This is a genomic window from Amycolatopsis sp. NPDC052450, from assembly GCF_044547565.1.
Classification (GTDB): domain Bacteria; phylum Actinomycetota; class Actinomycetes; order Mycobacteriales; family Pseudonocardiaceae; genus Amycolatopsis.
In genome coordinates, this window is record NZ_JBIUAQ010000002.1 from 278,718 (window position 1) to 300,657 (window position 21,940).

Sequence of the window (21,940 nt, forward strand, 5' to 3'; positions counted from 1 at the left end):
TTCTCCCCTGCCCCGGCTCACCGCTTACGGGTGACCGACTGATCCTCATCGTCCAGCAGCGAGCCGGTGATCCGGCCGGTGGGTTCGTTGATCTGGTCGAACACCTCACCCTCGATCCGGTACGCGCGGTTGCTCCGTTCCTGGTCGCCGCCCGCACCGCCCGCTCCACCGGCGCCCATGCCGCCCATCGGCGGCATCGCGCCACCGCCGAACGACTGGCCGGCGGGTCCGCCCATCGGGGCCGACGGCGCACCCGAAGCCACGGGTTGCGGCTGGTGGGTCGCGCCACCGCCGGTGTGCAGCCCCTCGGACAACGACTGGCCCGTCGCGGCTTCGAAAGGCATTGAAGGAGCTGCAGGCATCGAAGCGCTTCCGCCGCCCCCGCCACCGGAACCGCCACCGCTGACGTCACCGGCGGCGATGCCGTCAGGCACCGTTCCGCCACCACCCTCGTGCGGGGTGAACGCCGGACGGGGCTCGGGCTGCGTCGTGCCGGTGACGGGAGTGAGCGGCTGCGCGGCCTTGTCCGCGAGGGATTTCTCCTCGCCGAGCGTGTACGTGGTCGGCTTGCCGGTGCCGTCGTCGACGGTGACGACCGTCGGCCCGGACGGTCCGTCGGGACGTTCGGCGGTGATCTTCACATCGCCGTCCTGGATGTGGATCTTGCCGTCCGGACCCGGGCGGTGGACGTCGTCCTTGTCCGGCTTGCCGTCGTCCGGCCCCGGAGTGGAGCCCAGTTTGGACTCGTCGCCGTCGCCGGTCCAGTCGAGCTTGAAGTCCTTGGCGGGCCCGGAACCGTCGCCGACCTTGATCTCCATCTCGCCGTCTTTGTCCGGCTCGGTCATCTCGAAGGTCGTGTCGCCCTGCTTGACCTTGAGAGTCTCGCGTTCGCCGTCTTCGGCCTTGTCGCCGTCTTCGCCGGGTTTGTCGCCGGTCAGCTTGTCGCCGTCTTTTCCGGGCAGCTCGTCGTCGAGCTTGTCCAAGGCATCGGAGGCCTTCTTCTTCGCCTCTTCCGCGGCCTTCTCGTCGGCAGTCTTGGAATCGGTGTCCTTCGAATCGCTGTCACCAAGGCCGCCGGGGGCGTCGCCCATCTTGTCCAGCGCTTCGGATGCCTGCTTCTTCGCGTCCTCAGTGGCCTTCTCGGCCGCCGCCTTGGCCTCGGCGGCGGCGTCCGTGTTGCCGCCACCACCCGGGCCACCACCGGTGCCGCCACCAGGACCGGAACCGCCGGAACCGCCGAGGTCGGCACCGGTGGGACCGTCACCCAGCTTGCCCAGCGCTTCGGACGCCTGCTTTTTCGCGTTCTCGGCCGCCGCGGCGGCCTGCTTCTTCGCCTCTTCGGCCGCGGCCTTCTGCTCGTCGCCGTTCGACGGCGGCGGAACCGAGCCCGAGGGCGACGTCTGGTCCTTGTTCGCCTCCGGCCCGCCGCCGAGACCGCCACCGGGGCCGCCGCCGGAGCCGCCCGGCGTTCCGCCCGTGCCGCCCTCCGGAATGTTCACCTCGGGGACCGGCGGAGGCTTGACCTGACCGCCCGGGCCGGAACCGCCCGGCCCCGACCCACTCGGGCCCGAGCCGCCACCCGGACCGCTGCCCGAGCCGCCCTCCGGGCCGCCGCCAGGGCCGCCACCCGGTCCACCGCCGGAGCCGCCGGTGAAGTCCGGGCCGTTGCCCGGCCCACCACCGGGCCCACCACCAGTGCCCGGGCCGCCGCCGGTACCGCCACCGGTACCCGGGCCGCCACCGGTACCGCCGCCAGGGCCTCCTCCCGGACCGCCCTGTCCACCGGTGAAGTCCGGGCCCTTGCCACCGGGACCGCCGCCCGTGCCGCCAGGTCCGCCACCCGTGCCACCGGGACCGCCCGCGCCACCGGCACCGCCCTTGTCACCGGCGCCTTCGAACTCGTTCTTGACCTTGCCCATGACCTTGTCGAGCTCGTCGTAGGCCTGGTTGACGAAATCCTTGGTTTCTTTGCAGGACTTGGCGAATCCCTCGTAGATGATGGTCCACATCTCGGGGATGAACTGCCGCTGGATCCACTGCTTGGCGAGGTCCTGGCCCGCCTTCTTGAACTCGTCGTCGTCGCAGCAGCCGTCGTTGTTCAACTGCTGGACCAGGTTGGAGCCGAAGTTGACGTCCATCCAGCCCGCGATAGCGCCAAGGTCCTCCTTGCCGCTCTTCTCACCGGCGGCGATGGCGATGACCTTCTGCGCCATCGGGAAGTCCGCTTTGCCGACGATCTCCTTGTAGAGGTCGATGACCGTGTCGGCCTTGCCCTTGCACAGTTTGAACACCGTGGCGGTGGTGTGCAGCGTCGCTTCGCTCGCGTTGTTCAGCGTCTGGGAGAGCTTCTTGGCCTTCGGGAGGATCTTCTCGCTGTAGTTCTCCGACGAGGCGTCCGCGGCTTTTCCGGTCCAGGTCCCGTAAAGGGTGTTCAGCTGGGAGCCGGTGTCGTCGATGGCCTTGTCGATGGTCGTCGACCCGGTCTTGAAGTGGGCGGCGTCGTCGACGAAGTTCTTGAAGCTGATGCCGCGCTGCTCGTCGAACGGCTTCTTGATGTCCTTCTCGAAGTCGAGCGCGCGAGTGGTACCACGGCAGTCTTCCGGGAGCTTCGCCAGCAACGAGCCGAAGGTCTCGAAGACCTTCAGCGCGGGCACGGCGGCGTCGAAGATCTCGTCCGACGTCTTGGTCCCGGCGCCTTCCGCGGTGGGTTCCTTGGTGCCGTCGAGTTTCTTGTTGCCTTCGTCGACGGCCTTCTTCTCCGCGTTACGGTTGAAGCTGGCCTGATCGCCCGCGCCTTTCGCCTCCTTGAAGACCTTGTCGACGTCGTCGTCGTAGGGCAGGAACGGATGGGCGTTGTAGGAAGCCATGTACTTCTCGGCTTCCTTGCGCTTCTGCTTGATCTCCTCCGGCTCCTGGTCCGCCGTCCACGGCGGGGGCGCCGGATGCGTCCGCATCCACGAGCCGATGAGCTGGGTCTTCTTCTCGGCGGGAACGGCCGGGTCGTCGAGGACGGCTTTGACGTCGGTCCAGGTGGTTTCGGTGGCCACTAGCGCATCCCCGTCTCGGTGATCTTGTTCCTCTGCTCGTCCTCATTGGTGCCGTAGGCGGTGCCGGCGGTGCCGAGGTTCGTGCCGAACGAGCCGAGCGTGGTGCTGTACCCCTGGACCGACGCCCACAACGCCGCCACCCCGTCGGTGTACTTCTTCGCGTGGTCGCCGTGAGCCTGGCCGAAGCCGGCCGCGTTCACCGGCGTACTCGACAGATCCGGATTGTCCTCGAGCAACTGCTCGGTCAGCTTTCCGATGTTCTTCGACGCCGAAGAAAGCGCCTCGGTCGCCGCGGTGAAGCCCCCGCTCATTCTTTTCAGCGCCTTTCGTCGGATTCGCCGGCATTTCCGCCGAGTGCCTCTGCGAGGACTTCGGCCACCGACCCGATGTCGGTGAACCGGTCCAGCTGGTCCAGATCGATCCTCACGTCGTGGTAGATCTCCAGCGCCGATAGGAGTCTTATCCGTCCTTTGGAGTCGATGCCCAGCTCTTCGAGTGGTGCGTCGAACTCGATTTCGGCGGGATCAAGCCGAAAAGTCTCGCTGACGACCTTCACGACCTCCGCGCGGTGATCACCCACGGGGCCGACTATAACGCGCCCTCGCCGCCGCACGCGCGACCTTGCCACTGGAAGTGCGCGGAAGGTCACCGGAGGGAACCAGACGTACCGATCGCAACGTCAGATCATGTTCCCGTGACACCGCGCGCAATACCACTCTGGTGACTTCTTTGACATCGGCTTCGGCGTTCTTTGCCCATTCGGCTACCACCATCGCCCCTTCGCCCATTTCGTCCGAGATTCCGAAGGCGGCGACACGATCGCGGCGGATCGCCGGATGCGCTTCCCCCGCCACCGCTTCGATGTCCTGCGGATGGAAATTGCGGCCGTCGATGACGATGAGGTCCTTGAGCCTGCCGGTGATGTAGAGGTCGCCGCGGTGGAACACGCCGAGGTCACCGGTGCGCAGCCAGCCGCCGAGGCCGTCGAGTTCGCCCGCGAACGCGGCCTCGTCGCCGCGGCCCCAGTACCCCGCGGCGACGTTCGGTCCGTGGATCCAGATCTCCCCGGCGAGGCCGTCGGGCTGTGCCACCCCGTCGCGGACGATCCGCACCCGCTGTCCGAGCGGACGGCCGACCGAGACGAGTTCTTGGCCGTCGGGCACCTCGATCGCCCGGCCCTGTGCGAGGGCCTCCCTGTCGAAAACCGCGCCCCGTGGCCCTTCGGCCCCCGCGCTGGCGACGTACACAGTGGCCTCGGCCAGGCCATAGGACGGACGATGCGCTTCAGACCGGAATCCGCGCGGGCCGAAGGCTTCCAGGAACCGCGCGACCGTACGCGGCCGCACCGGCTCGGCACCGTTGAGCGCGACCCGGACGTCGGAGAGGTCGAGCTCGTCCCCTGCCTCGCCGGCGGCTTCGACGGCCAGGTCGAAGGCGAAGTTCGGCGCGGCGGTGAACACGGCCGGGTGATCGGCGAGCTGACGGAGCCATCGCGCGGGCCGGTGCACGAACTCGGCGGGCGACATGAACACCGCTCGCGCTCCCGCGTGGACCGGCAGGCAAAGCAGCTGGATCAGGCCCATGTCGTGGAAGAACGGGATCCAGCCGGCGCAGGTCGTGTTCTCGTCGACGGCGTAGGCGCGGCTCGCCTGCCAGCACGCCGCGGCGACCGCCCGGTGCGGGATGACGGCACCGGCGGGCTCCCGGGTCGACCCGGACGTGTACTGCAGGTAGGCGGGGCTCTCGGAGGTGACGGGGAGCGGATCGATGCCCGGCCCGGAGAGTTCGTCGACCACGATCAGCTGCTCAGGTGTCCCGACCTCGCGCACCTTCACGGCGGCGGCAGCGGAGGTCAGCCACACCCTCGCGTCGCAGTCCGCCAGCACACCGGTGAGCCTGCCTCGCTGGGCAGGGCTGCCCGGAGCCATCAGCGGTACGGCCACCAGGCCGGCGGCGAGCGCCCCGAAGAACGCCAACGGGTAATTCAGGTCCTGGCCGGTGAGGACGGCGGCGCGATCACCCGGCCGTGTGACCTGACGCAGCGCCCCGGCGACCACTCGCACCCGGGAGACGAACTCCGTCCAGGTGACCGTGTGGTCCAGACCGGCGCCGTGGTCCTGATGTGTGAACAGCGGGCGCGGGTCGGCTTCGCGAGCGAACAGCCGCTCGACGATCGAGGTGCGCAGCACCTGTTCCGGCACATCCTCCGGCGACGCGGTCATATCCGGCAACGTACTGGAACCACCGGGAGGGCGCTCGGAGGGCCCGCGTGACCGACCGTCCTAAGTAGACAATCCCGGGCGTGATCCGCCGGTATTCGCTCTTGTGAATTCCGGACAGAAGACCGGACATTTCTCGCCCTTTCACCGACCTCGGCCGCACACTCGGCGAGCAGTGTGTTTCTTTCCCCCGGCCTTGGAGGACTAGACCATGCGTCGAAGAATCGCCCTGGCAGTCGGCGGCGCCGCCGTCCTGACCGCGAGTCTCACTTCCGCCGCCCTCGCCCCGATCGCGCAGGCTTCCCCCGGACTGATCGCCGCCATGCAGCGGGACCTGGGGCTCACCGCCGCGCAGGCCTCGACCCGGCTCACCCAGGAAATGACCGCCTCCCGGGTGCTGCCCGGCGCCCAGCGGGCCGCCGGTGCGGCGTTCGGCGGCGCCTGGTTCGATCCGGCGCGCGGCGAACTCGTCGTCGGGGTGACCGATCCCGCGGCGGCCGCCGCCGTCCGGCAAGCCGGTGCCGAACCCGCCGCGGTCGCGATCAGCGCGGCCCGGCTCGACGCGGCGAAGGCCGAGGTCGACTCCTCGACCAAGACCCGGCCCGCCCCCGCGGCCGTCAGCGGCTGGCGTGCCGACCCGCGCAGCGGCAGTGTCGTGGTCGCCGTCCGCCCGGGCGCACACGGCGCCGACGTCGACGAATTCCTCGCCAGGGCAAGGAAATCCGGTCCGGTCACGGTGGTCACCGCACCCAAGGCCGAACCGTTCGCGGCGGGCACCGTCGGCGGCGACCCGTACTACATCAACGGGAACACCCGCTGCTCGATCGGCTTCTCCGTCCACGGCGGATTCGTCAGCGCCGGCCACTGCGGCGGCAACGGCAGCCCGGTAGCCGGCTGGGACGGATCGGCGATGGGCAGCTTCGCCGGTTCCTCCTTCCCCGGCAACGACTACGCGTTCATCCGGATCGGCAACGGCTGGTGGACCGCACCGGTCGTACTCGGCTGGGGCACGGTGAGCGACGCGCTCGTCCGCGGATCGTGGGTCGCGCCGGTGGGCACCTCGGTGTGCCGGTCCGGTTCGACCACGCACTGGCACTGCGGCACCGTGCTCGGGCACAACGAAACGGTGAACTACTCGCAAGGCGCGGTGCACCAGATGACCCGCACCAACGTCTGCGCGGAACCCGGCGACTCCGGCGGCTCCTTCATCACCGGTGACCAGGCGCAGGGCGTCACCTCCGGTGGCTGGGGCAACTGCGGTTCCGGCGGCGAAACCTGGTTCCAGCCGGTGAACGAGATCCTGCAGACCTACGGCCTGTCGCTCGTCACCGCCTGAAGCGTCATCGGCGCCGGCACCCCCGCCCAGCTGGATGACAACCTCGGCGCGCTGGATGTCGAGTTCACGTCCTCGCAACTGGCCAGCCTCGACGAGGCGAGCGTGATCGCGCCGCGCCGTTGACGTCACGGTTGTCCCAGCGCCACCAGGGACCACATCGGCGGGTAGTGAGGGCCTCCTTCCCTACCTTCAGGGTAGGCAAGGAGGCCCTCACGGACCGGTGCGCTTCCTCGGGGACTCGCATAAGGACTCCTTCCTGTACCTAGGCGCAAGTCGGAAGTTCGTGTGGTAATTCGGCGTGGTGCCGAAGGATGGGGTGACCGTGCCGCGAAAGCCACTTTCGCGACCCCAGGCGTCGCGAAAGTGGCTTTCGCGACGCACCTCATACCCCCGGGCCAGGCGCGAAACGGCCGGCTATCGATACGGATTAACGGCGCGAATTTCCGGCGCAGGACACTAGGCGCAAGGAAGGCGCAGTCGTCGCGGCTGGTGACCCTCTCGGCCCCGACGCTCACGCCTTCTCGCGTGCGAGATTCCCGAACCGACGGGAACAGTTCCCCTACCTGCCGGGCAAGATCCGAACTTAGCCTTCGGTCACCGGTCGGCCACGTCGGCACCACCTCCCCATGGACTGGACCCGCGCCGGTAAGTCTCGTGAACCACCGCGGGTATCCGACTCTGGAGGATGTGTGACTGAGCGAGAAGTCGACGTATCGGCGATCGGCGGCCGGGCGAAGCCGGGCGGGTCCGCATGACCGGCGCCACGAGGACCGGCGTCTTCGCGGTACTGCGGTCGACCCCGGCGCCCGTCAGGTATCTGCTCGGCGGTGTGCTGGTCAACCAGCTGGGCGCGTTCGTGCAGACGTTCCTGATCCTGTACCTGACGTTCCGGGGGACCTCGGTCGGTTTCGCCGGGGTCTGCCTCGCCGCGTACAGCGTGGGGGCGATCTTCGGCGCCATGCTCGGCGGCGAGCTGACCCACCGGTTCGGTGGCCGCGCCACGATCGTGACGGTGATGACGTGCGCGGCGCCGCTCGTCGCGTCGATCCCGCTGGTCCGGGGCACGCCTTGGGCACTGGTCACGGCGGTCGCGCTGTCCGGGCTGGCGATCCAGGCGTACCGGCCGGCGGCCGCGGTGCTGCTCGCGGAGTACATGCCGGAAGAGCACAAGGTCATGGGCTTTTCGATGATGCGCATCGCGCTGAACATCGGTGCGGCCGTGGCGCCGCTGATCGCCGCCGTGGTCATCCAGGTGAACTGGGATCTGCTGTTCTGGCTGGACGGGATGACGGCGGCACTGTGGGCGTTGCTGGCGTTCGTGTTGCTGCCGAAGGGAAGCAACACCCCGCACGAGGCCGAAGCCGACGCTCCTCCCGCGCTGAGCGCTCGCGCGGTGTACGCGACGATGATCCGGGACACCCGGTTCCTGTGTTATCTGGTGGCGGGCCTGTTCGGCATGATGATCTACGCCGGCTGGGTCGCGGTGCTGCCGCTGAACATCGTCGACGCGGGCTATCCGGTGGGGCTGTACAGCACGGTGCTGGTGATCTCCTCGGTTGTGCTGATCACCTGTGAACTGAAGATCACCACCTACATCGTCCGGATCCCGAAGAATCTCGCCGGTCTGTTCGGCAACCTGGTGAGTGCGCTGGGATTCGCGCTCTACGGGCTGATCGCGCAGCATCAGTTCTTCGTGATCGCCGGAGCCTTGCTGGCGGTGTCCGGGCTGATGATCCACGGACCGAGCACGGCCTCTCATCCGGCGACTTTCCCGGTGGAGCTGAGAAGCCGCTACATCGCGACCAAGGAGACGTTGTCCGGGGTGGCCGCGACGATCGGGCCGGTCCTGGGGCTGTTCCTCTGGAGCGAATTCGGTGGCCCGGGTTTCTGGGGGTTCTGCGCGGTGCTGTCCGTCATCGCCGGATCGATGCACATCTACGGCCTCAAATCACCACCCGTGGTGGAAAAAGTGGCCGAACCCGAACCGGAAGTCGTGGGAGAGCGACCATGAACGAAGCCAACGGTGTCCTGCTGATCATCGGCAGTGGACTGAAGCTGTACCGCGAGTACCTGGTCTCGTCCATCCATCGATGCGCCCGCGAGGCCGGACTCGGCCTGGTGCTGCTGAACAATCTCAAACCCACCTGGCAGCACGCGTACTTCGACGAGATCGTCCACACGGACGTGTTCGACGCGGACGAGATGCTCGCCGCCGCCCGCGAGGTGGCCGGACGGCACCGGATCGCCGGCCTGATGTGCTGGGACGAGCCGGTCGTGCTCGCCGCGGGGGAACTCGCCGCCGAACTCGGGGTCCCCGGGCTGAGCGTGGACGGCGTCCGCGGTTGCCGCGACAAGAACCGCACCCGCACCGTGCTGACCGCGGAAGGGTTGCCGCAGCCGGGATACGCCCTGACCACCGGGCTCGACGAGGCCCGTGCCGCCGCCGCCCGGATCGGGTATCCGGTGGTGCTCAAGCCGAGGGCGATGGGCGCGAGCATCGGCGTGGTGTACGCCGCCGACGAGTCCGAAGTGGACGCGGCGTTCGGGGTCGCCATGGGCGCCGCCACCGTCGACCAGAGCCGCTACGGCGGCGGCGCGATCGTGGAGGGTTACGTCTCCGGGCCCGAGATCAGCATCGACGCCGCCGTGTACAAGGGCGAGTACCTGCCGATGTTCGTGGCCCGCAAGGAAACCGGCGACCAGCCGTACTTCGAGGAGACCGGGCACGTCGTCGACGCCGGCGATCCGCTGCTGCACGACACCGAACTGATGGACGTCCTGGCGCGGGCGCATCGCGCGCTCGGCGTGGAGGACGGCATCACCCATTCCGAGGTCCGGCTGACCGACCGCGGCCCGCTGATCATCGAGATCAACGGACGCCTCGGCGGTGACCTGATCCCGTTCCTCGGCCGGACCGCCACCGGTCTCGACCCCGGCGAGATCCTGTTCGCCGTGGCGACCGGGCGACGGCCGGTCATCGCCCCGACCCGGCACGCGGTCGCCGGGATCCGGTTCGGCTACCCGGATCACGACTGCCTGGTCCACGAAGTCACGGTCCCCGCCGAAGCGCCGGGCCTGGTCGTCGCGTCGCCGATGGTCGACCCGGGAAGCACCCTGCGGCTGCCGCCCGGCGGCTACATCGCCCGGCATTCGTTCGTGGTGTGCGAAGCCGATGACCGGGAGACCTGCGCCCGGCGACTGGACGCGGCGGCCGCACTGGTGCGGGTCGACGCCGATCCGGTGGACCCACCAGCACCCGGTACCGCGTTCGAGATGCCCGCCGGGCTGCTCGACGTCGACGAACACGAGGGAGTTTCCGCATGACCATGACCGAACCCGTCCGCACCGACAGGCCGCTGACCGGCGCGCAGATCCTCGCGAACGCGAAGGCGCTCGCACCGATCCTGCGCGAGCGGGCGGCGGAGATCGAAAAGAACCGGAGCCTGCCCGCGGACGTGGTCGAGTTGCTGCGTGACGCCGGTGTCTTCCGGATCGGTTTCAGCCGCGACTGGGGCGGCCCCGAGATGACCTCGATGGAGCAGACCGAGGTGATCGAAGCGCTTTCGTACGGCGACGCGTCCGTCGGCTGGTGCGCCAAACTCGGCTCGGACATCGGGTTGCACGCCAACTTCCTCGACCAGGACGAAGCCCGCCGGATGTTCACCAGCATCGACATGCACTCCGCCGGCGTGCTCCCCGTGACGGGGCACGCGGAACGTGTTCCCGGCGGCTACCGGCTCACCGGCCGCTGGAGTTTCGGCAGCGGCTCGACGCACGCCGACTGGGTGGCGTCCGGGGCCATGGTGTTCGAGAACGGTGAGCCCTACGCCAGCCCGGACGGCAGCAATCCGCACGAGTCGCGGCTGTTCATGGTGCCCGGCCACGAGATCGAATCCGTCGACAACTGGTACACCCTCGGCCTGTGCGGCTCCGGCAGCAGCGATTACACGATCACGGACGTGTTCGTCCCGGAGAACCACACCCTGACGTTCGACAACCCGCAGGTCCCCAATGGACCGCTGGTGCAGCCGGACGTGATCCAGCGCAGCATGTGCGGCGTCCCGCTCGGCGTGGCGAGGGCCGCGCTGGACTACGTCCGCGGCCTCACCATGGAACGGGTCGACATGCTGAAGGGCTCGCCGTGGCGGATGAGCGGCGTGGCCTGGAAGGACAACGAGCGCATCCAGATCACCCTCGCCGAATGCGAGGCCGACTACAGCACGACACGGGCCGGCGTTTACCAGGCGCTGCAGCGTCAATGGGAGGTCACCGCCGACGGCACCGGCACGCTGGACGATCTCACTCCCGACGAGCGGGTCGCCCCGGCGCTGACCGGCTGGCAGGCCTTCCAGATGTCGAAGCGGGTCGTGCAGCGGCTCTGCGACCTGCTCGGCACCGCGGCCATCCGGTCGGGCGACCCGATGAACCGGTGGCTGCGCGACTCGATGACCATGGCCATGCACCCGACCGCGCGGGACCGCGTCACCCAGACGGTCGGCGCGCATCTGGTCGGTGCCAAGCCGTCCATGCGGTTCATGCTCGGCATCGTCGACAAGCCCAAGACCGAGTCCGATGCGTGAACAGCGGCCCATCCTGATCGTCGGGTTCGTGACGCCGGTGCTGATGGCACTGACCGGCACCGAACCCGACGGTTCGGTCGTCCTCGTCGAGGAGCCGGACGTCATCCGGAAACGGGATCTGCGCACGAGGCTGGCCGGGTCTCCCCTGGTCGGTGAACTGATCGGCTGGGAACACGCCCGGCCCGGCTCCGCCGACGAGTTCTACGTCGCCCATCCGGATCTGGACCCGGTCGCGGTGATCCCGCTGATCGAGTACGCCACCCCGTTCGCCGCCCGGCTCGCCGAACGTTACGGCCTGCCGGGCGCGACCCTGGGGGCCGCGCAGATCCTGCGGGACAAGGCGATGCTGCGGAAGGTCAGCGCGGCCGCCGGGCTGGCCAATCCGGAGAGCGCCACCGTGTCCTCTCCGGAGGACGTGCTGGCGTTCCTTCGCGCCCATCCCGGCCCGGTGGTGCTCAAACCGGCGAACCGGCAGGCCGCGGTCGGCACGCAGATCATCCGTGACCCTGCCGAGGTCGGCCAGGCATGGGCGAGCTGCGTCGAACAGGACGAGGGCATCTTCGTCCCCGACCGGCCGATGGAACTGTCCATGCTGGTCGAGCGGTACGTGCCAGGACCCGAGTACAGCGTCGAGATGCTCGTCCGCGACGGGCGGCAGCTGTTCGCCAACGTCACCGGCAAACAGCTCTATCCCGGCCCGCGGCCGGTCGAGCTGGCCCATATCGTGCCGGCCGACATTCCCGGCGACCTCACCGAGGAGCTCGCGGAACTGACCTGTCAGGTCGTCGAGGCCGTCGGATTCGCCGACGGCATCCTGCACTGCGAGTGGATCGTCTCCGATGGACGGCCGTACCTGGTGGAATGCGCCGGCCGGATCGCCGGTGACGGGATCATGGAGGTCATCGACCGCGCCTACTCGATGGAGCTGTTGCGTTCCTACGTGGCGATGATGCGCGGTGAGATGCTGCCCGAGTTGCCTCGCCGCGCCAAGGGCGGCGCCGCCGTCCGGTTCGTCCCGATGGAGCCGGGCGTGATCGACGCCGTCCTCGGGCTCGAGCAGGCCAGGCAGGTGGAAGGCGTGTTCCTGGTGGACATCCAGGTCAAGCCGGGCCACCGGTTCACCGGGCTGCGCAGCTCGTGGGACCGGACGGGTTTGGTGATGGCCGTCGCGGACAGCCCCGCCGAAGCGTTGCAGCGCGCGGAAAAGGCCGCGGGCCTCATCCGTATCGAAGTCACGTCAGAGGACTGAACACGCGTGAAGGCCCGGCGCTCGGATGAGTGTCCGGTCGGGGGGCTTTCTGCCGACTCCGGATCGTCGTTCCGTGAAGGGCCCCTTGAGGGACTCTGGGTCCCTCAAGGGGCCCTTCACGGAACGGAAACGTCCCCGCCCGGCAGTCACAACTTGAGCGTGTGAAGGCCCCCTTCCCTCGGCTCAGCCGAGGGAAGAGGGCCTTCACGCGCTTCCACTGTGGACGGTCAGCGCCGAAGACGGCGAACCACCGCGGCGGCACCGGCCGCGACGACCGCGGCACCCGAGTACTTCAGGATCCGGTGCTGACGGGTCGCCCGCTGAAGAGCCTTGGCGTACGGAACGGTGGTGTTGGTGATCATCGCGTGCAGCGGCATCCAGCGGTGCCGGAGAACTTTCTCCAGCACGGTGTCGCAGGCGCGTTCCAGGCGGACCGCCGGCGAGCGCACGGTGTCGCGGAGTTCGGCGAAGTTGCGGTGGGACATGTCCGCCAGCGCGTCGGTGTTCGGCTTGCGGCGGGTGTAGTACCTCGTGAGCGCCGCCGCCGTGTCGCCAGGGTGGCGGGAGAGGCTGTCCGTCAGTTCCAGCGCGTCCTCGAAGGCCGAGTTCATGCCCTGGGCCAGGAACGGGTAGACGGCGTGGCAGGCGTCCCCGATCAGCACGACCTTCCCCTCGTGGATCCACGGGGCCGTGCTGACGGTGACGAGATTGAAGGTGGGCCGCCGCAGGAACTCCTCGCCGAGGTCGGGGACCAGCGACAGGACGTCGGGGAAATGGCGGCGGAACAAGGATTCCACGTCCTCCGCGGTCCTCAGCGAGTCGAAACCGTGGGGGCCGTGGAACGGCAGGACACAGGAACAGGTGAAGGAACCGTCGCGGTTGGGGTGGGCGAACATCATGATGTCGCCGCGGGGCCACAGATGGAAGACGTCGTCGGCCATGCGGTAACCGCCGTCCGCGGCCGCCGGGATGTGGAGTTCCCGCCAGCCCCATTCGAGGTAGCGTTGCGAGAACTCCGCGCGCTGTTCGTGGTGCATGGAGCGGCGGACGGCCGAGAACGCGCCGTCCGCGCCCACCACGACATCCGGCTTCACCACGAGCGCCCGGCCGTCGGGGTCCACAAAGGACACCGAGGGCAGGTCACGGTCCACGCCGGTGCACCGCGTGTCGAAAACGAACCTCACCCCGGATACGCGGCTGGCCGCGTCCACCAGGACGGCGCTCAGGTCCTGGCGCTGGATGGCCAGGATGCCGCCTTCGCCGTAGGCCGAGAACCGCAGCCCGCCATCGGGGTTGTGCAGCATCCGTCCGCGCATCGGCACCACGAGCCGTCTCACCTCGTCCGACAACCCCAGGCGATCCAGCGCCGCCAGGCCGCGCCGGGAAAGCCCGAGATTCATGGACGTGGCGGCGCTGGCGGTCTCGCGGGGATCCGGCCTGCGGTCGTACACCGTGACCGTATGCCCTTGCCTGCCCAGCGAAAGCGCCAGGAACGCGCCCGCCATCCCGGCGCCCACAATCGTGAACTCCACTATGCACTCCCCTTGTTCAAGCCTTGACCTCCATGACAGCGCCGAGGATCTCCTCGGCGACGAGCGGCGCGGTGGCGAATCCGGTGCCACCGCAGGCGGGACGGGACCACACCGACGGACGGATCCGGACCAGCATCGGGCCGCCGCCGACGGGATCGGCCGCGTAGTGGCAGTCCCGCACGGCGACGACGGCATAGTCCGCGGCGCCGGTGAGGATCGGTTCGGCGAGCAGCCGATCCGCCCAGTGCCCGCGTTCCCGCTCCGTGGTGGCCACGACCTCCCGGCACACCGCGTCCGAACTGATCTTGAGCAGGGTGCCCCCGCCGGGTGGCAGGAGCCAGGCCGTGCGGGCCGCACCGATCCGGCCGACGCCGGGGGCCGACGTCCACCAGCCCGCCAGCTCCCGCGGCGGCCTCAGGTAGACCATGGTCTGCCGGTACAGCGTGACCGGCTGATCGACCAGTTCGGTGTTCCCCGGTCCCGCCGCGACCAGCACGAGATCCGCGTCCACCACGGTCCCGTCGGCCGCGGCCACCCGATGGTCGCCGACATCGACGACGGCGCATCGCGGCCGCAAGGTCACCGCGGGATGCGCGGCCAGCCATTCGGCCGCCGCGCGCAGGAACCGTTCCGCCAGCAGCACGCCGGCGCCCGCGTCGAGCACCCCGGCGGTCCCGGCGGGGAACACCACGGGCGCCAAGGCGTCCGGCGACACGGCGGCCGCGGGAAGCCCGGCGCGGCCCGCCGTGTCGAACACCGACGCGAGCTCGTCCGGAGTGCCCGCGGTGACCACGCCGACCGGCCGGAAGATCTCCGTCCGCAGCAACGATTCCAGCTCCAGCCAACGACGGCGTGCCTCGGCCATCCGCAGGGTGCCGTCGACGTCGTCCGGACGCAGCACCCGCAGGGCGCGGTGCTGGTCGGACGACGCCGACGCGGGATTCGGGACGGGACCGCGGTCGAACACGGTGACGCGGTGGCCCGCCCGCGCGCAGCCGATCGCGGTCACCAACCCGGTCACCCCCGCGCCGACGACGGCGACCGCGGCCATCAGACGGCCAGCCGCGGCAACTTCTCGGCGACGACCGTGTCCGCGTCCACCTGCCCTGGCAACGTCGTGTCGGGCAGCGCGGCCGCGGCGAGATCGATCAGGATCGGAGCGGCACAACGCAGGAACACGTTCACCTGGTGGCAGAGGTCGCCCGCGGTCTCGGCGGTCGTCGCGGCGGCCAGCCGGTCCAGCCGCCCCAGCTGCTCGGCGAGCGTCGACGCGACGGCGGTCAAGCTGAACCGCTCGAGCCCGTAGCCGTCGGCGAACCGCTCGGTCATCCGCTTCGCCGTCCGCCGCGCGTCGGCGGAGACCGGCAGCGAGCCGCGGTCCACCCACTCGTCGACCACCGCCGCGATCCGGTTCCACGGTCCGGTCAACCGGGTCTCGCTGACCCGCAGCAGCGCCTCGTGGGTGAAGTCGGTGCGCTGGTATTCGGGGCTGGTGGCGCAGAGGTGGAAGCGGATGAGGTCGCGCGGCACCTCGGCGGCCAGTTCGCGGCCGGACACCACATGCCCGCGGCTGGTGGAGAACTTCTCGTTGGCCAGCTCGTAGAACTCGTTGGTGACGTACTGCGCCGGCAGCACGTGGCCGCCGAGCGCGGTGAGCATCGCCGTGCCCACGACCGCGAACGGGTACGTCGCGTCCAGGCCGAGGAAGTACACCACGGTCGAACCGGAGTCCGCCTGCCACAGCTCGTCGTCCGCGGTCAGCACCGCGCCGCGTTTCTCGGCGGCCAGCGCGGTGGTGAACATGCTCCACGGCATGCCCTCCATATGCGGATAGATGACCTGCCCCGGCACCTCGGGGAACGGCGCCGGGATACCCCACGACGTCGGCTGGGTGATCGGGAAGTCCGGCAGCGGCCCCGCCATCGCGGACTCGATGAGCCGGGCCATACCGGGCCGCATCGGGATCCGGGCGAAGTACGCCTCCAGGTCCGCGCGGTACCGCTCCACCGGGAAGACGAGGATGTCCGCCTCCCGGTATTCCGGCTTCTCGTCCGGGCGCAGCGTCGAACGCGGCTCGATCAGGTCGCCGGGGGCGACCGGCAGCCCGCAGCTCTCACAGATCCCGGCGTACCCGTCGGCGAGGCAGAACGGGCAGCCGCCGGTGACGTAGGCGTCCATCAGGTACTCGCCGGTGCTCGGCAGGAACGGGAAACGCACGGTCCGCAGCTCGAGCCTGCCCATCCCGTGCAGGCGATCGTAGAAGTCCATGACGAGTTTGGTGAACCTGTCACCGATACAGCCGAACCCGTCGACCTCGATGCCCATCGCGGTCAACGTCTGCCACACCTGCTCCGCGGAGCGTTCCCGCAGGTCTTCCGGTGTCACGCCGAGCCGCGCGGCAGCGGTGACGATGTAGTTCTGGGTGAAGTGCATGCCGGTGCCGTAAAGGGCTTCCGTGCCGGTCGCGCGGGCGTACCGGGCGCAGACGTCGGCGGCCAGGAACGGACCGGCGAGATGGCCGAGGTGCAGGTCGCCGTTCGCCGTCGGGGCCGGCGAGATCACCACCAGCCGGTTCATCAGGCGGTCCTCGACTCGGCGCCGCGGCGGGCGAGCAGATCGCCGACGATGTCACGGGAACGGTGGGCGAGCACGCTGATCAACGAGTCGGCGATACCGTGCGTCGCCTCGTTGACGCCCTGCAGATACACCGCGCCCCAAGCGGAATCGCCGAGATCGACCCGGTAGCAACGGCTGACCGAGATCTCCTCGAGGCCGACGCTGTCGGCCAGGTCGCGCACCATCGCGGGCATCCGCTGGTCGTAGCCGGTGCCGAGGAGCACCAGATCGCACTGCAACGCCTCGACTTTGCCGCTGGTCCGGTCACGCAGATCGAGGACGATCTCGTCGTCTTCGATCCTGGCGCCGACCACCTCGGTCAGGGTGCGCACGTGCGAACGCTGCACGCCGAGACCGCGCTGCTGGTACAGCGTGGTGTACATGTGGTCGAGGAACGGCGGGGCCGCCCCGGCGTAGTTGGTCAGGCGCATCTCGTCCAGCATCTGTTCGCGGATGTCGGCCGGGCTGTCGTAGAAGCGGTCGACGAACGACGGGAAGAACAGCTCGTTGACGAATTTGCTGGTCTGGTAGTTCTGCGGGCCGATCGACCGCACGATCATGGTGCGGGTGCTGTTGGGCAGATTGTCGTGCAGTGCCATGAACATCTCGGCCGCGCTCTGCGCCCCGCCCACCACGACGGCGCGCAGCGGGGCGTCCGGCGGCAGCTTCGCGATCCGGCGCCGGTACTGGGCACTGTGGATGATCCGATCGGCCGGGAGGTCGGCGAAGACGTCCGGCACGTTCGCGTCCCGGCCGCCGCCCACGACGAGGTCGCGGCAGTGGATCGTGTCCCCTCCGGCGAGCGTCGCGGTCCAGCCGGTGATCGATCCGTCGGTGCCGCGCACGGGTTCGATGCGCTGGACCTTGGCGTCGTACCGGATGCGGACCTTGTCCAGCGACTTCGCGACCCACTGCAGGTAGTCGGAGAACTCCCAGCGGAAGGGGTGGAAGGTGCCCAGGTTGACGAACTCGTCGAGCCGGTTCTCCTGGTACAGGAAGTTGAGGAACGAGAACTTGCTACGCGGGTTGCGCAGGGTCACCAGATCCTTGAGGAAGGAGACCTGGCTGCGCGCCCACGGCATCAGGAGATCACGTTGCCATTTGATGTCCGGGCTCTGCTCCAGCAGCAGCGTCTGCTCGGCGAGCTCCGGATTCCCGGACTCCTCGATGGCCACCGCGAGCGCCAGGTTCGCCGGTCCGGCGCCGATCGCCAGCAAACCCACCTGTATTTCAGTCACAGATACACCCCGTTCGTCCAGAATAGGTTGCCGACACTAAGGATCGGCATTTCCCCGGCGACAGGGTCGCTTTTCCCGCCGGACGGGGAATCTCGGCAAGGTCATCCGCTTCTGCACAAAAGATCGCCCGGCGATAGGGGAATTTCCCCTTTTCCAGAGAGACCACCTGGTCAGCCTCTCCGCTACCCCAAGAGGCTCCGCCGTCTGCCCCATAAGGTAGCGTCACGTTGCCGCATTCGGCCGAGTACCGAAAGCGCGCCGCTTCTTCCCTCTTGACCGCCCAGGTCCGCACCGGCGAAAAAATTGATTGCGATCAATTGTCCATAACGGTCGTATGGATCCGTTCGATACCTAGTGCATAGACTCTTCTCGCGGCCGGCGAGCCTCATCCCCGGCACGGTCGAGCAGGCACCTTCGTCGCACTTCACCGAACGGAGCCGATCAGGCAGGCTCAGTAGCGGCAGGCTTAGGGGAAAATGATGAACAATCACGTCAGTGTCGGTAACACCGCCCGTTTGTGGCCGGCGGAACTCCATGACCAGCGGCGCACCGCGCGCCTGCTGCCCGAACAAAACAGGGGTGAAGAAACTACCGACACCGAATGGGTGACGGTTTTCCTCGCCGACAGTCAACCGGCCGTTCGCTACCGGGTCCGCTCCGCGCTCGAACTCGTCGACGGCATCGTCGTCATCGGTGAAGCGGCCACGGCGAACGCCACGATCGCGGAAACCTTCCGGCACCGGCCGGACGTACTGGTCGTCGACCCTCAGCTCGGCGAGGCCGCGGCCATCGACGTGGTGAGCCGGGTGTCCCGCGTCGCACCGGACACCCGGATCCTGGTGCTGAGCACGGCCGACGACGACACCGCCATCAGATCGGCGATCCAGGCCGGCGCGCGCGGATATCTGATCAAGGGCACCGATCTGGACCAGGTCGTGCGCGGCGTGCAGGTCGTGGCCGCGGGCGAGGCGATCGTCGGCAAGGCGATCGCCTGCCGGTTCAGCGCCTTGATGCGGTCGGCCGGCGGCCCGGAACCGTACCCCTTTCCCCAGCTGACGACCAGAGAACGGGAAGTACTCGACCGCGTCGCCGCGGGAAAGTCGAACGGCGCCATCGCCCGCGAACTGGCGCTCGCGCAGAAGACCATCAGCAATCGTGTTTCCGCGGTCTTCGGCAAACTCGGAGTGGCCGACCGGGCACAGGCGATCGTGCTGGCGCGGGATGCCGGTCTCGGCCGCGGCTGATTCACCGGTAATCGGGAATAGTTCCCCTATCTCCGGGAAGACGGCCGAACATAGCCTCGATCAGCACCGAACGCCGGAGAAGGAAAGCATGCTGATCGGAGTGGGATGTGACTGACCAAGACCTCGCTGTCGTGGACATCCGCAGGCTGGAACACGAGGACCTGACGCGGGCCTACGGCTTGGAGATGAAGCTGCTTTATCCGTGGAACGGTTTGACAGCACCGTTTCGAGGGGCTTGGTGTGTCCTTCGCCCCGGTGACGTATCGGTGTCCCACGCTCACCACGAGCACGAGATCTTCATCGGAATGGCCGGAAAGGCCGCGGTGATCGCCGGCGAAAAGCGGCACGAGTTCGTGGCCGGCGACCTCGTATTCCTGAAACCGGGGATCGAACACAACCTCGTCAACGATCACGACGAGGACTTCTCCTACTACGCGATCTGGTGGGACCGGGCGATGTCGGACGAGTTCGTCTCCCACGAGATCTCCCGGGCCGAGTCCCATGATTGATTACGACGGGCGGAAATTCCGCAAAGCGGGCGGCGACACCGAAGTGATCGCCGTGTACCGGCAAGAAGGCGACGTCGTCTGGTCCGAGTTCGCCGGGGGTGAGGTGCGGCGAGGGTCGATCACCGGCGCTCAGCGGGAGAACGGAGCCCTGCACCTGGGATACACGCTGGTGCTCGCCACCGGTGAGGTGATCTGCGGGCACACGGTGAACACGCCGGAGGTGACCGAAGACGGCCACCTCCGCCTGCGTGAGATGTGGGAACGCTACGGCCCGCACGCCGCCACCGGCGTTTCCTACCTCGACGAGGTGAGCTAGTGTCCCGCAGCCCATCCGACGCGGACTGGCGACGCCTCGACCACGCCGTGGCGGGCCGCGTGCGGCGGCCAGGAGAGGCCGGCTTCCGCGACGCCAGCGTGCCGTTCAACAAACGGTTCGCGGAAATCACCCCACGCGGTGTCGTCTCCGTGGCGAACACCGCGGACGTACGAACCGCCATCGAGTGGGCACGCGACACCGGCGTCGACGTCGTCGCCCGTTGTGGCGGGCACAGTTACGCCGGCCATTCGGTCAACACCGGCCTGGTCATCGACCTCGGCCCGATGAACTCCGTGTCCGCCGACGGGTCGACAGGGCTCGTGACGGTCGCGGGCGGCGCGCGGATGGCGGACGTCTACGCCGCCATCCAGCCGTACGAAATGGCCTTCGCGCTGGGCAACGGAGCCTCGGTCGGTATCGCGGGCCTCACCCTCGGCGGCGGATGCGGGGCCACCTCCCGCGCACTCGGGCTGACCGCGGACGCGCTCGTGGCGACCACGGTGGTGACCGCGGACGGGCAGGTGCTGCGGTGCGACGCGGAAAACAACGCCGACCTGTTCTGGGCCTGCCGCGGTGGCGGCGGCGGGAACTTCGGGATCAACGTGTCCTTCACCTTCCAGGCGAGACCGGTGGCGGACTGCGCCAGCTACCTGCTGCTGTGGGACCGCGCCGACGCGCCGAAGGTCTTTTCGGTGCTGCAGGAGGTCGCGCGGCGAGCACCGGACGAATTCGCGGTCCGGATCGGCGTCAGCAAGTCGGGCGAGTCGGACGCCGTCGTGTCGGCCATCGGGCAGCATCTCGGCACGGCCGAGGAGTTGCGGGAGATCCTCGACCCCGTACTGTCCGTGGCCCGGCCGATCCGCATGGATCTCGCGGACCGGACCTTCTGGGAAGCCAAGGACGATCTGCTGCACGAGACCGCGGAAGGCGCGTTCTCGGTACGGACCAACATCGTCACCGAGCCGCTGCCCGACGAGGCGATCGCCACGATGCTGTCGTTCGTCGACCGCCTGCCCCCCAGCGGCAACCCGGACGGTGGCGGCGCGGCCCTGTTCTCCTGGGGTGGCGCGATCAACCGGGTGGGCGCGACGCAGACCGCGTTCGCCCACCGGAACGCGCTCTTCCTGTTGTCCATGGACACTTCGTGGGCCGAGAACGACGAGCCGGCCGTGGTCGACGCCAACCTCCGCTGGCTGGCGGAACTGGCCGACGCGTTGTCGCCGTATGTGACGGACGGCGCCTTCCAGAACTTCATCGACCCGGATCTCGAAGACTGGCGCACCGCCTATTACGGCGTCAACTACCCACGACTGAAGGCGATCAAGGATCGGTTCGATCCCGACGGCGTCTTCACCTTCTCGCAAAGCATCGGATCATGATCGGCGACGACAAGGTCCTCATCTGGACGGCGGCCGAGGTCGAGAACGGCGCCATGCCGGCGGAGCATCGGCCCTACGCCCAGGAGATCCTGGCCTGGGCGGGCCGCTACCTGGTGTCGCCGCATCCCGAGCTGGGCCGGAACGGACCGGTGTGCCCGTACACGCAACCGTCGATCCACAAAGGACTCTTTCATCTGGCGGCGCTGACCGCCACGAACGGCGAGACCGACGTCCGCGACGCGATCGAAAGCCTGCGTTCTTGGTATGAAAGGCTTTCCGCCAGGACCTCGCCCGCGGACCGGGAACTGCTGACGATCCTCCTCGTGCTGCCACAACTGGACTATCAGGACGCGACGGGGCTGGACGATCTGCAGCGTGAGGCGAAGGACAAGTTCGTCAACGACGGCCTGATGATCGGGCAGTTCCATCCGGTCTGCGAACAGCCCGGCCTGTGGAACGAGAAGTTCAAGGCGCTGCGCGCGCCGGTGCCGTTGCTGGCCATCCGCAAACTGGTCGTCTTCGACCTGCCGTTCCTGATGGACGACGCGGTGCACGCCGAGAGCTACCTCCGGCGGTTCGCCCCGGACATCCCGCCCCGCATCCGCGACCAGCTGGTCAGCAGGCTGGTGGGCACCAAGAAATCCTTGCAGACAGCCTGATCACCCCCGGGGGAGA

Annotated in this window: 18 protein-coding genes; 10 read left to right on the top strand and 8 right to left on the bottom strand. The window is 68.7% G+C overall.

All coding sequences use genetic code 11. From position 1 onward, the window contains the following. Positions 1-17: 17 nt before the first annotated feature. From ACIHAO_RS06190 to ACIHAO_RS06205, 4 genes are read right to left on the bottom strand one after another with little or no spacing between them, the layout of a single operon-like run. Entirely contained in the window at positions 18-3,047 is a 3,030-nt protein-coding gene (locus ACIHAO_RS06190; protein WP_396555033.1) for a WXG100 family type VII secretion target, read from the bottom strand. Beyond that, complete coding sequence (locus tag ACIHAO_RS06195; RefSeq protein WP_396555034.1) at positions 3,047-3,358, bottom strand: hypothetical protein; 312 nt, start codon at positions 3,356-3,358, stop codon at positions 3,047-3,049. The genes ACIHAO_RS06190 and ACIHAO_RS06195 overlap by 1 nt, the downstream gene beginning before the upstream one ends. Positions 3,359-3,363: 5 nt before the next feature. Beyond that, positions 3,364-3,627, bottom strand: coding sequence for an acyl carrier protein (locus ACIHAO_RS06200; protein ID WP_396555035.1), 264 nt, complete (start codon positions 3,625-3,627; stop codon positions 3,364-3,366). Next, positions 3,620-5,269, bottom strand: coding sequence for a fatty acyl-AMP ligase (locus ACIHAO_RS06205; RefSeq protein WP_396555036.1), 1,650 nt, complete (start codon positions 5,267-5,269; stop codon positions 3,620-3,622). The genes ACIHAO_RS06200 and ACIHAO_RS06205 overlap by 8 nt, the downstream gene beginning before the upstream one ends. Positions 5,270-5,477: 208 nt before the next feature. On the opposite strand from ACIHAO_RS06205, the gene ACIHAO_RS06210 reads away from it, so the two are divergent. The 5 genes from ACIHAO_RS06210 (at position 5,478) to ACIHAO_RS06230 (ending at position 12,431) form a co-directional block, all read left to right on the top strand. Next, a complete protein-coding gene (locus ACIHAO_RS06210) occupies positions 5,478-6,602 on the top strand; it encodes a S1 family peptidase (RefSeq protein ID WP_396555037.1) in 1,125 nt (374 codons plus the stop codon). A gap of 751 nt (positions 6,603-7,353) precedes the next feature. Further along, complete coding sequence (locus tag ACIHAO_RS06215) at positions 7,354-8,613, top strand: MFS transporter (protein ID WP_396555038.1); 1,260 nt, start codon at positions 7,354-7,356, stop codon at positions 8,611-8,613. Then, the gene (locus ACIHAO_RS06220; protein WP_396555039.1) at positions 8,610-9,926 is read left to right on the top strand and encodes an acetyl-CoA carboxylase biotin carboxylase subunit family protein; all 1,317 of its coding nucleotides are present in this window, start codon (positions 8,610-8,612) and stop codon (positions 9,924-9,926) included. The genes ACIHAO_RS06215 and ACIHAO_RS06220 overlap by 4 nt, the downstream gene beginning before the upstream one ends. After that, a complete protein-coding gene (locus tag ACIHAO_RS06225) occupies positions 9,923-11,182 on the top strand; it encodes an acyl-CoA dehydrogenase family protein (RefSeq protein WP_125795177.1) in 1,260 nt (419 codons plus the stop codon). Before ACIHAO_RS06220 ends, ACIHAO_RS06225 begins: the two co-directional genes overlap by 4 nt. After that, a complete protein-coding gene (locus ACIHAO_RS06230) occupies positions 11,175-12,431 on the top strand; it encodes an ATP-grasp domain-containing protein (protein WP_396555040.1) in 1,257 nt (418 codons plus the stop codon). The genes ACIHAO_RS06225 and ACIHAO_RS06230 overlap by 8 nt, the downstream gene beginning before the upstream one ends. A gap of 227 nt (positions 12,432-12,658) precedes the next feature. Here ACIHAO_RS06230 and ACIHAO_RS06235 read toward each other — a convergent pair whose 3' ends face one another. Genes ACIHAO_RS06235 through ACIHAO_RS06250 form a run of 4 tightly spaced genes read right to left on the bottom strand, consistent with a single transcriptional unit; the run spans position 12,659 to position 17,817 of the window. Beyond that, a complete protein-coding gene (locus ACIHAO_RS06235) occupies positions 12,659-13,963 on the bottom strand; it encodes an FAD-dependent oxidoreductase (protein ID WP_396555041.1) in 1,305 nt (434 codons plus the stop codon). 16 nt (positions 13,964-13,979) lie between these two features. Further along, the gene (locus ACIHAO_RS06240) at positions 13,980-15,014 is read right to left on the bottom strand and encodes an NAD(P)/FAD-dependent oxidoreductase (RefSeq protein WP_396555042.1); all 1,035 of its coding nucleotides are present in this window, start codon (positions 15,012-15,014) and stop codon (positions 13,980-13,982) included. Next, positions 15,014-16,540 carry a class I tRNA ligase family protein gene (locus tag ACIHAO_RS06245; protein WP_396555043.1) on the bottom strand — a complete coding sequence of 509 codons (1,527 nt, stop codon included), beginning with the start codon at positions 16,538-16,540 and terminating at the stop codon, positions 15,014-15,016. The genes ACIHAO_RS06240 and ACIHAO_RS06245 overlap by 1 nt, the downstream gene beginning before the upstream one ends. After that, positions 16,540-17,817 (bottom strand): SidA/IucD/PvdA family monooxygenase, encoded by a 1,278-nt coding sequence (locus tag ACIHAO_RS06250; RefSeq protein WP_396555044.1) that lies wholly within the window; start codon positions 17,815-17,817, stop codon positions 16,540-16,542. Before ACIHAO_RS06250 ends, ACIHAO_RS06245 begins: the two co-directional genes overlap by 1 nt. Before the next feature lie 605 nt (positions 17,818-18,422). Here ACIHAO_RS06250 and ACIHAO_RS06255 point away from each other — a divergent pair. The 5 genes from ACIHAO_RS06255 to ACIHAO_RS06275 all read left to right on the top strand — a co-directional run bounded on the left by ACIHAO_RS06255 (position 18,423) and on the right by ACIHAO_RS06275 (position 21,924). Beyond that, positions 18,423-19,061, top strand: a complete 639-nt coding sequence (locus ACIHAO_RS06255; protein ID WP_396555045.1) for a LuxR C-terminal-related transcriptional regulator — start codon at positions 18,423-18,425, stop codon at positions 19,059-19,061. A gap of 107 nt (positions 19,062-19,168) precedes the next feature. Further along, positions 19,169-19,570 (top strand): cupin domain-containing protein, encoded by a 402-nt coding sequence (locus ACIHAO_RS06260; protein ID WP_396555046.1) that lies wholly within the window; start codon positions 19,169-19,171, stop codon positions 19,568-19,570. Further along, positions 19,563-19,886, top strand: a complete 324-nt coding sequence (locus ACIHAO_RS06265) for a hypothetical protein (RefSeq protein ID WP_396555047.1) — start codon at positions 19,563-19,565, stop codon at positions 19,884-19,886. The genes ACIHAO_RS06260 and ACIHAO_RS06265 overlap by 8 nt, the downstream gene beginning before the upstream one ends. Further along, on the top strand, positions 19,886-21,265 hold the full coding sequence (locus tag ACIHAO_RS06270) for an FAD-binding oxidoreductase (RefSeq protein WP_396555048.1): 1,380 nt from the start codon (positions 19,886-19,888) through the stop codon (positions 21,263-21,265). The genes ACIHAO_RS06265 and ACIHAO_RS06270 overlap by 1 nt, the downstream gene beginning before the upstream one ends. Beyond that, a complete protein-coding gene (locus ACIHAO_RS06275; protein ID WP_396555049.1) occupies positions 21,262-21,924 on the top strand; it encodes a DUF6875 domain-containing protein in 663 nt (220 codons plus the stop codon). The genes ACIHAO_RS06270 and ACIHAO_RS06275 overlap by 4 nt, the downstream gene beginning before the upstream one ends. Positions 21,925-21,940: the final 16 nt, after the last annotated feature.